Below are 6,515 nucleotides of genomic sequence, written 5' to 3'. Positions count from 1 at the left end.
GGGAGGCTGTGGAGCGCCAATAGGGACGGGGCGCCGGAGCTGGCTGGTTTCATGGCCCGCGTGCGCAGCACGCTTCGTGCACTGACTGTCGCCCACTGTTTGACCACAACGAACGAAGTGAGTGGAGGGAGTTTGGGCGACGGGCCTTGAAACCAGTCAGCGGAGGGTAGTCATTGCCCCGCCAGGGGCAATGACCGCACCGGCCGGCGAGCCACAGCCTCCCTACCCGCGCCTTTGCACGCAGCACAAGCAAGCATGAACCAGCGAACAGCAATATGATCAACGTCATATTAATGAATCCGGCACGCACACACCAATGGCACGCCCCGCCAACACCCGCAAGGAAGAAACGCATGAGCGCATCGTCGAAGCCGCCGCCCGCGCGATCCGCCGCCATGGCTACGCAGGCCTCGGCGTCGCCGACGTGATGAAGGACGCCGGGCTCACGCACGGCGGCTTCTATGCGCACTTCGAATCGCGCGATGCACTGCTCGTCGAAGCGCTCGAACGCGCCAGCCGCGAGAGCGCCGACCGCGTCGCACGGTCCACCGCGCAACGCGCCGCCCGGGGCGTCAGCCCGTTTCGCGCATTGGTCGATGCCTACCTCGCCGATCGCCACCTCGTGTCGATGGACAGCGGCTGCCCGGTCGCCGCGCTCGGCTCCGACATGCCGCGCCAGTCCGAGCTCGTGCGCGAGGCCTCCGCGCAGCGCGTGCGCCGCCTCGTCGATCGCGTGACGACCGCGTTGCCCGAGACGCACCGCGCCGCCGCCGGCGTCATCACTGGCACGCTGGTCGGCTCGCTGCAACTGGCCCGCGCGCTCGGCAACACCACCGAAGGCCGCGCCCTGCTGGCAGGCGCACGCCAGGCCTTGCTGCTGCAGTACGACACACCCGCCGCTGCCGCCGCTGCCGCCGCAGCCACCACCGCAACACCCGCCGAGCAAGCACCATGAGCATCGCCACCCCCGTCGCCATCGAGCCACCCGCCCCGCGCACCTCCCCGTGGCCCGTCTTCTGGGTCGCGAGCGTCGCGGCCTTCCTGGTGTCGCTCGACAGCACGATGCTGTACGCCGCCTTCGGCGCACTGCGCGCCGGCTTCCCGCAGGCCACGGCCGCCGACATGTCGTGGGTGCTCAACGCCTACACCGTCGTCTACGCCGCCATGCTGATCCCCGCCGGCGGGCTCGCCGACACGCACGGCCGCAAGCGCGTCTTCCTGTTCGGCGTCACCGTCTTCATCGCCGCCTCCGCCGCCTGCGGGCTGGCCGGCAGCGTCGGCTGGCTGATCGCCGCGCGCGTGCTGCAGGCCGTCGGCGCGGCCCTGCTGACGCCGGCCTCGCTGTCGATCGTGCTCAATGCCTTCCCGCAGGAGAAACGCGCGCTCACCGTGAGCCTGTGGGGCGCGGTCGCCGGCTTCGCGGCCGCCGTCGGCCCGAGCCTCGGCTCGCTCGTCGTCGAAACCGTCGGCTGGCCCTGGGCCTTCTTCATCAACCTGCCGATCGGCGCGCTGTCGCTGTGGCGCGGCGCCGCGCTGCTCGCCGAATCCCCGCGCTCCACCACGCCGCGCAAGATCGACGCGGTCGGCATGGCGCTGCTGATCGTCGCGGTCGGCGCCATCGCGCTGGCCATCGTCGAATCCGAATCGCCGGCCTGGACGCGCGCGCAACGGGTCGCCGCCGCCGGCACCGGCGTGATCGCGCTGGTGGCCTTCGTCATCTGGGCCGGCCGCGCGCGCGATCCGCTGGTCGACCTCGGCCTGTTCCGCCACCGCACCTACAGCGCCGTCAACGCGGCCACGCTCGCTTTCGGCATCGCGTTCGCGATGATGTTCTTCACGTTCTTCTTCTACATGAACAACGTCTGGCACTACAGCCAGGCGCTGGCCGGCATCGCGATCGCACCGGGCCCGCTCACCGTGATCCCGGTCGCCATCGTCACCGGCCGCCTCGCCGGGCGCCTCGGCCACCGACCCTTCCTGGTCGGCGGCGCACTGCTCTATGCCGTCGCCGGCCTCTGGTTCATGACGATGCCCGGCCTCGAACCCGCCTACCTGACGCACTGGCTGCCCGGCCTGCTGCTGAGCGGCGCCAGCGTCGGCATGGTGCTGCCGTCGCTGTCGGGCGCGGCGGTCAGCAAGCTGCCGGCCCAGCACTACGCGGTCGGCAGCGCGGTCAACCAGGCCACGCGCCAGATCGGCGCGGTGATCGGCGTCGCGATCACGGTGCTGCTGCTCGGCCACGGCGTCGTGCAGCGCAGCGATTTCAACGCGGTCTACGGGCTGCACATCGGCCTCGCGCTGCTGACGGCGCTGCTGTGTCTCTTCGTCAACACCCGGCCGGCACCGCGGCCATCCTGAAGCGGCGGGGCCGGAGCGGCTTCACCCGTTCGCGCGCTGCTGCGCTTGCGCCACCACGAACTCGACGAACGCGCGCAGCCGGCCCGCATTCCGCAGGTCCTGGTGGTAGCCCATCCAGACCTCGCGGCCGGGCGGCGGCTCGGCTCTCGTGACGCGGCGCAGCCCGGGCATCCCGTCGGCCAGCGCGCGCGGCAGCACCGCCACGCCGGCCCCGGCCGCGCACAGGCGCGCCTGCGCTTCGCGGCTGTTGCTGCCGAACACCGTGCGGGCCTCGGGAAAGCTGCGCTTGAGCCAGGCCACGTCGGGCATGTCGTCGAAGGCGCTGTCCATCGTCACCAGCCGCAGGCCCTGACCGCGCCGCGGCAGCGGGCCCTTGCGGGTGCTCGCGACGTACAGGCCGTAGTCGAGGTGCATGAAGCGCCGCTGCACGACCTCGGGCTCGCTGAACGGCGCAATGCGGAAGACCAGGTCGGCCTCGCGCCGCGCCAGGCTGAACAGCCGGCTGTCGGTGATCAGCTCGATCGTCACCTGCGGATGCAGCGCCATGAACGCGGCGCACCACGGCGCCAACACGTGCACGCCGAACCAGTCCGACGACGAGATCCGCAGCAGGCCGCTCAGCGCCACCTGGCCGTCGGCGAGGCGGCGCTCGATCGCCAGCGCTTCTTCCTCGATGCGCTGCGCATGCTGCAGCACCGACTGCCCTTCCTCGGTCAGCACGAAGCCGGCGCTGCCGCGCTGGAACAGCCGCTGGCCGAGTGAATCCTCGAGCGCGYGCAGGCGCCGGCCCATCGTCGGCTGCGTCTGGCCGATGCGCCGCGCGGCACCGCCCAGCGAGCCCTCGCGCGCGATCGCGAGGAACACCTTCACGTCGCTCCACTCCATGTCGGCCCCATGCAGATTCGTTTGGATGGCGTGCATTCTTGTCGATTGAAGAACGTTTGTGAATGAACCAGACTGGCTGCATCACTTCCTGGAGAACCGCCATGTCATCCCCTGCCACCCTTCTCGCCCTGCCCATCCGCACCAGCGCGGCCTTCGTCGATGCCACCGGTGCGCCCTTCACCGTGCGCGAGATGCCGATGCCGTCGGCCGGCGCGGGCCAGGTCCTCGTCGAGGTGCGGGCCAGCGGCCTGAACCCGCTCGACGCGAAGATCCGTGCCGGCCAGGCCGCCCATGCGCGGCAGCCGCTGCCGGCCGTGCTGGGCATCGACATGGCCGGCACCGTGCGCGCGGTCGGCGCCGGCGTGTCTCACCTGCGGCCGGGCGACGAGGTGTTCGGCATGGTCGGCGGCGTCGGCGGGCATGCGGGCACGCTGGCCGGCTTCATCGCGGTGGATGCGCGGCTGCTGGCGCTGCGGCCGGCCGCGCTGTCACCGCGCGAGGCGGCGGTGCTGCCGCTGGTCGCGATCACGGCGTGGGAAGGGCTCGTCGACCGGGCGCGGGTGAAGCCCGGTGACCGCGTGCTGGTGCATGGCGGGGCCGGCGGCGTCGGGCACATCGCGGTGCAGCTGGCGCGTGCGCACGGGGCCGAGGTGTGGGCCACCGGCAGCGCGGCACAGCTCGACGCGATCCACCAACTCGGCGCCACGCCGATCGACTACTCGGCAACGCCGGTGGAGCGCTACGTGGCCGAGGCCACCGCCGGCGCGGGCTTCGACATCGTGTTCGACACGGTGGGCGGCGCGACGCTCGATACGTCGTTCCTTGCCGCGCGCCGCTACACCGGCCACGTGGTCAGCAGCCTCGGCTGGGGCACGCATGCGCTGGCGCCGCTGTCGTTCCGCGGTGCCACCTACTCCGGCGTGTTCACGCTGCTGCCGCTGCTGACCGGCGAAGGGCTGGCCCACCACGGCGAGATCCTGGGCCACGCGGCGCGGCTGGCGGCCGAAGGCAAGCTGCGGCCGATGCTGGACGCGCATCGCTTCACGCTGGGCGAGGTGGATGCGGCCCACGCGCGGATGGCCGGCGGCCAGGCGCGCGGCAAGATTGCCGTCGACGTCGGCGCGGCGTGATGGCCACGCGGGTCGGTACGCTGCCGCAGGTCGGGATCCTCAAGCCCCGTCGCGGCGCACGCAGATTCGTGGCAACCGAAGCTCGAAGCGCGTGGCGCCCGCATCCGACGAGACATCCACCGTGCCGCCATGGGCCAGGGCGATCTCGCGCACGACGTACAGGCCGAGGCCGAGGTTGGCGCCGGCCACCTGGGAGTCGGCATCTTCTTCGTCGCCGCCGGCGCGCACCAGCGGATCGAAGAGACTGGGCAGCAGCTCGGCAGGAATGGGCTTGCCGTGATTCTCGACGGCCAGCAGGACTTCGTCGGAGCGCGTGCCATCCAGGATGACGCGCACCGGCGAACTGGGGAATCCGTACTTCAAGGCATTGAACACCAGGTTGGACAAGGCCTGGTGCAGGCGTCGCGCGTCCCATTCACCCTGCAGATCGCCCAGCGCGGTCAGCTGCAGGACTCTTCCGGGGGTGATCGCATCGATTTCCTGCAACGTGTTCTGGGCGAACTTGTCCAGATGGAGAGGCGCCGGACTGACGGGCAGGCCGGCCCCCAGGCGATGGCGCGTGTACTCGACCAGGTCGTCCAGCAGGGCCTTCATCTGGCCGACGCTGCGCTGCACCACGGCGAGCTGGGGCGCTTCGTCGGGGCGGTTGCGCAGCGCGAGCGCCGCGTAGGCCGAGATCGTGCTGAGCGGGCCTCGCAGGTCGTGACCCAGCATCCCGAGAAACAGGTCGCGCGTGCGGTTCACCTCCAGCACGAAGACGCTCAACGACTCCGCGATGGCCTGGTCCACGGCCTCGTTGAAGCGCGTCACGTCGTCGAGATCCTGGGGGGCCTGCGCCTCGCCCGAGGAAGCACGCCACAACCTCAACACCGTCGCGCGCAGCGCACGGTATTCGGCCACCATCTGCTCCACCTCGAAGCCCTGTCGCTCGCGCTGCCGGGCATGGCTGCGCGACGGGATGCTTCGCAAGGGGGTCGGCGAGTCGCTCTGGCCTTCCGACTTGGCTTGCCGCTCATCGTCGTCCTGCGGACGGCGCATGTCTTCGGCGATCTTCTGCAGGATCAGCCTGCCGTGGTCGAGCAGGCCCGCCTCGTCCATGCTGGCCGCCGCGGGCATCTGGTTGGCGGCGAAAGCGACCCAATCCCGCAGGATGGCATCGAGGTTGGCGTGAATGAAGCTCGACAGGCGCATCCGGCATTCTGCGCCCTGCGCGAAACCGCCGAAGCCTCAGCGCTTCGGGTACTCGAGTTCCGGGTACCAGTCGACGCCCCGGCCGCCGGGCGTCATGTCGAGCACGATCCAGATCGGCATCACTTCGGGCGCACCGCGCGGGTCCTGGCCGGGGTCGGCGCTCTCCGGCCCCATCTCGTCGCCCCAGGTGTGGCGGATGACGCCGTCGCGGCGCGTGAAGACGTTGAAGCCGGCGTTGTCACCGGTGCTCGCCGGGTCTTCGTCGGCGTAGTCGCGGTTGAAGTCGTTGCCGCCCGACGAGTACAGGCGCAGGTGGCGCCAGCCGCGCTCCTTCTTGAAGGCCAGGATGCGGTCGATCGGCGAGCGGGCGATCACCGAGAACGCGACGCGCTGCAGGATGTCGGGCATCTCGCCATCGAACGCGCTGAGCATCGAGGTGCACATCGGGCACGGCCGCTTGCGCTGCGGGCCGTACATGAAGTTGTAGGTGACCAGCGTGTCGTGCTCGCCGAACATCTGCGACAGCGTGACGGAGCCCTGTTCGCCGTCGAAGCGGTAGTCGTGCGGCACGACGCCGCCCGGCGGCAGCGCGCGGCGCTGCGCGGCCACGCGCTCGCTGAGGCGGCGCAGTTCGATCTCCTGCTCGAGCAGGGCGTTGCGGGCGGCGCGGTACTCGGGGGTTTCGCCGGGGAAGCGGCGCTTGGACTGGGCCAGGTCCTTGGCGGGGCGGAGGGGGGGCTGTACGGTCATGGACGTCTCCGGAGGTGAGGTGACACGAGGACGACGAATGACGACGGGCGGAATCGACAGGAGAAGCCGGGGGGCTGTCAGGATTTCTGTGTGCGAGGCGGTTGAGATGAATTGGCTATTGGCCGACTCGCTTATCGACTGCCGTGCGCCGGCAGTGTGAATCGCTCTTCGTAGACCACAGCGAATTGGTTCATCGCGGGG

6 protein-coding genes are annotated in these 6,515 nt (G+C 70.7%); 3 read left to right on the top strand and 3 right to left on the bottom strand.

Features of this window, described 5'->3' with window-relative positions; translation table 11 throughout:
* Window positions 1-316: 316 nt before the first annotated feature.
* Window positions 317-955, top strand: coding sequence for a TetR/AcrR family transcriptional regulator (locus AC1D01_RS16230; protein ID WP_477867978.1), 639 nt, complete (start codon window positions 317-319; stop codon window positions 953-955).
* Window positions 952-2,358: a DHA2 family efflux MFS transporter permease subunit gene (locus AC1D01_RS16225; protein ID WP_477867976.1), complete on the top strand. Its 1,407-nt coding sequence runs from the start codon at window positions 952-954 to the stop codon at window positions 2,356-2,358. Before AC1D01_RS16230 ends, AC1D01_RS16225 begins: the two co-directional genes overlap by 4 nt.
* Window positions 2,359-2,379: 21 nt before the next feature.
* Here the strand turns inward: AC1D01_RS16225 and AC1D01_RS16220 are convergent, their stop codons facing one another.
* The gene (locus AC1D01_RS16220; RefSeq protein ID WP_477867974.1) at window positions 2,380-3,279 is read right to left on the bottom strand and encodes a LysR family transcriptional regulator; all 900 of its coding nucleotides are present in this window, start codon (window positions 3,277-3,279) and stop codon (window positions 2,380-2,382) included.
* 65 nt (window positions 3,280-3,344) lie between these two features.
* On the opposite strand from AC1D01_RS16220, the gene AC1D01_RS16215 reads away from it, so the two are divergent.
* Window positions 3,345-4,373 (top strand): zinc-dependent alcohol dehydrogenase family protein, encoded by a 1,029-nt coding sequence (locus AC1D01_RS16215; protein ID WP_477867972.1) that lies wholly within the window; start codon window positions 3,345-3,347, stop codon window positions 4,371-4,373.
* 39 nt (window positions 4,374-4,412) lie between these two features.
* Here AC1D01_RS16215 and AC1D01_RS16210 read toward each other — a convergent pair whose 3' ends face one another.
* Together AC1D01_RS16210 and AC1D01_RS16205 are read right to left on the bottom strand one after the other, a co-directional pair.
* Window positions 4,413-5,564 carry an ATP-binding protein gene (locus AC1D01_RS16210; RefSeq protein WP_477867970.1) on the bottom strand — a complete coding sequence of 384 codons (1,152 nt, stop codon included), beginning with the start codon at window positions 5,562-5,564 and terminating at the stop codon, window positions 4,413-4,415.
* A gap of 36 nt (window positions 5,565-5,600) precedes the next feature.
* A complete protein-coding gene (locus AC1D01_RS16205) occupies window positions 5,601-6,314 on the bottom strand; it encodes a DUF899 family protein (RefSeq protein WP_477867968.1) in 714 nt (237 codons plus the stop codon).
* Window positions 6,315-6,515: the final 201 nt, after the last annotated feature.

Source organism: Rhizobacter sp. P3_B12, assembly GCF_056402895.1.
The sequence above is the reverse complement of the archived record's forward strand: the minus strand, read 5'-3'. Positions and strand labels throughout refer to the sequence as shown.